General features: G+C 45.0%; 3 protein-coding genes and 1 pseudogene. 1 reads left to right on the plus strand and 3 read right to left on the minus strand.

Features of this window, described 5'->3' with window-relative positions; all coding sequences use genetic code 11:
* The 3 genes from VN105_RS23955 to VN105_RS23965 form a co-directional block, all read right to left on the minus strand.
* Positions 1 to 708 (minus strand): TonB-dependent receptor (locus VN105_RS23955; protein ID WP_325644988.1); only part of this gene is annotated, 708 nt, incomplete at its 3' end.
* Positions 709 to 763: 55 nt separating this feature from the next.
* Complete coding sequence (locus tag VN105_RS23960; RefSeq protein WP_325644989.1) at positions 764 to 1,042, minus strand: hypothetical protein; 279 nt, start codon at positions 1,040 to 1,042, stop codon at positions 764 to 766.
* A gap of 74 nt (positions 1,043 to 1,116) precedes the next feature.
* Positions 1,117 to 2,385, minus strand: coding sequence for an aspartate kinase (locus tag VN105_RS23965; protein WP_325644991.1), 1,269 nt, complete (start codon positions 2,383 to 2,385; stop codon positions 1,117 to 1,119).
* A gap of 139 nt (positions 2,386 to 2,524) precedes the next feature.
* Here VN105_RS23965 and VN105_RS23970 point away from each other — a divergent pair.
* Positions 2,525 to 2,875: pseudogene (locus VN105_RS23970) on the plus strand (fructose-bisphosphatase class I); the annotation flags it as partial.

Consider the following 2,875-nt stretch of genomic DNA (forward strand, 5'->3'; position numbering starts at 1 on the left):
CATTTTTCCTTTTTTAGTTTTTATGTTGATGATACCGCCATTACCGGAGGCATCATATTTGGCAGAAGGACTGGTTAATATTTCAATGGAAGCAATGCTTTCGCCGGGTGTTGTTTTAAGGAGATTGGTTAATTGCTCGCCACTCAGGTAGGTCAGTTTACCGTCGATCATAACGGTTACGCTCTGTCCTTTCAGGGTTACGTTTTCGTTGTTGTCTACCTGTACACCCGGAGCGCGGCGGAGCAGGTCCAACGCGGTGTTACCGGCGGCGCTAACGCTGTTTTCTATATTCATTACCGTTTTCCCGGCAGAACTTTCGATAAACGGTTTCTGGGCGGTTACATTAATGGCCTGGAGGTTTTTTCCCAGTGTATGCAGCCGGATAGTGTCCAGGGCAACGGCCTTATGCGCGGCGCTAAGCTGGAAGGTTTTACTGTAGGTGGTATTATATCCCATCTGGGATGCCTGGATGAAATAATGGCCGTATGGTATTTTTTCAAAGGCACAGTTGCCGCCGGCAGTGCTCAGCTCTCCTTTCACCAGGGTGGAATCCTTTATATTCCTCACCATTACGCTGGTAAAGGGCAGCGGCTTACCTTCATGGTCTGTAATTGTCAGTGTAATTTTTCCTGTGGAGTTGGACTGTTGTGCCAGGGTAGGGTGCGCAACCATAAAAAGCATTCCCAGGGCTACGATGATTGTTCTCATACTATCGTTTCCGTTGTAAAATTTCTCAAAAGCTAATACCAAAATATTGGGGCTGTTATTTCCTGCTGCAGTTTTCCTGATAATATTGAAGCGCCGATCTTAACACATCCTGTATTTTACCGAGGGGCATATTTTCTGTTCCATTCATTATACACGACGATTGTGTAGTAGTACAGGCGGGTGCTTCCCTGAAATTTCCGAGGGTGATCAGGTAAATAGGCAATTCATCCGGGTTGCTGGCGGAAAGGTAGCCACGGTTGACCATTGTTCCTCCGCATGCAATGATCAGCATCACTACGGTACTCAGGCTTAAAACGATAGCAACTTTTTTCATACCACAATTTTACTAAAGACGAACAGGTACGAAAAAAGTTGCACGAAAAGGGGGAATAATTTTACTGGATAAATTTATTTTTTCAGCAAACGCTGTATGGTAGCGGGTGAACGTTGTTCCAACAATACGGTACGGCCATCGCTTAGCTCTTCCAGCAGGCCATTTTGATAGTAGCGTACGGTAAGCAGCTCCAGCCCCTCGTTATAAACGATCTTAAACTGCTCGTGCAGGATTTTGATCAGGAGCTCTATCTTCTCCGGGTTATTATCTATACAGCAGGAGAAATTGATCGCCCCGTTCTGCATCAGGTTAATTTTCACCTTTAGCCCGTGGAAGATCTCATAAATATCGCTGATCTTATCTTCTGTAATAAAAGAATAGTCTTTGGACGTAATATTCAGTAATACCTGGTTCTTTTTAAGCACAATAATAGGAGGCAGCTGTTTTATGTCAGCGGTTTCCTTAATCACGGTGCCGGGCAGGTTCTTATCCAGGAAGCACTTTACCAGCAATGGGATCTGTTTGTTCTGTAACGGCTTAATAGTTTTCGGGTGAATCACCTGGGCGCCATAGTAGGCCATTTCTATCACTTCCCCGTAGCTGATCTCCGGTATGTTTATGGTATTGGGAAAGAGCTTGGGATCGGCGTTTTTCAGTCCTTCCACGTCTTTCCAGATGGTTTGGCTTTCGGCATCCAGCATATTGGCGAAAACGGCGGCGGAGTAATCGCTGCCTTCCCTGCCCAGGGTAACGCTTTCATTCTGATCGGTACTGCCTATAAAACCTTGTGTAATCACGATATTGGTGTTGTTGAACAGCGGAACCACCTTTTCGGTCACCTGGCGCTGGGTATAGGTCCAGTCTATATTGGCATCACGGAAATTATCATCTGTACGGAAAATATCCCTTACATCCAGCCAGGTATTGTGAAGCCCTACACTGTTAAAGAAGGCGCTTACAATGGCGGTGCTGAGCAGTTCGCCCAGGCTCACCAGTTGGTCATAGTAGTAGTCGTAGGTGCGCAAAGGTTTTTCGCCCAGCGTCCATTCCGCTTCAGTGAAGAATTGCTGCAGTTGGGAAAACAGGGGATGGTCTTTGGTGCCCAGCAGGGTTTCTGCCACATTTATATGCTGTTGTTCAATGTTATGCAGGAGTTGTGCGGCTATTTCCCGTTTGCGCAGGAAAAAGTTTTCTGCCACTTTTTCCAGCTCATTGGTGGTTTTAGCCATTGCAGAAATAACAATGAGGAGTTTTTCGTCCTGGAATGACTGTACAATCTGGGCCACCTGCTGGATACGTTCAACACTTTCTAAACTTGCGCCACCAAACTTGAAAACCTTCATATGATAGTTTATCTTCTTTTAAAAAATTATTCGGCAAAGTAAGACAAGTTTAGAATTGTTTTAAAATCTGTTTGCAGATAAATGACAGTTCCGTTAAAATAATTTCAATTGCCTAATTTCGCCCGTACAACCTAACGTTATGAATCTTAAGCAAAAAGTAATGACACTGGATGAATTTACCATCCAGGAGTTACGGAATTACCCGGGCGCTACCGGTCAGTTATCCGGTTTACTGCGTGATATTGGTCTCGCTGCTAAAAGGGTAAATGTGGAAGTAAATAAGGCCGGTATTGCTGATATCCTGGGGGAAGCCGGCCGGACCAACGTACAGGGCGAATCAGTAAAGAAGCTCGATGAATTTGCTAATGAGCAGTTCATTGATGCCCTGGAAACCAGTATTTACTGCTGTGGCGTGGCCTCGGAAGAAAATGAAAACTTCATCCCTTTCCATGATGAACATTCAAAAAAGTCGAAATACGTGGTATTGCTG

The organism is Chitinophaga sp. (assembly GCF_035564935.1).
Taxonomy (GTDB): domain Bacteria; phylum Bacteroidota; class Bacteroidia; order Chitinophagales; family Chitinophagaceae; genus Chitinophaga.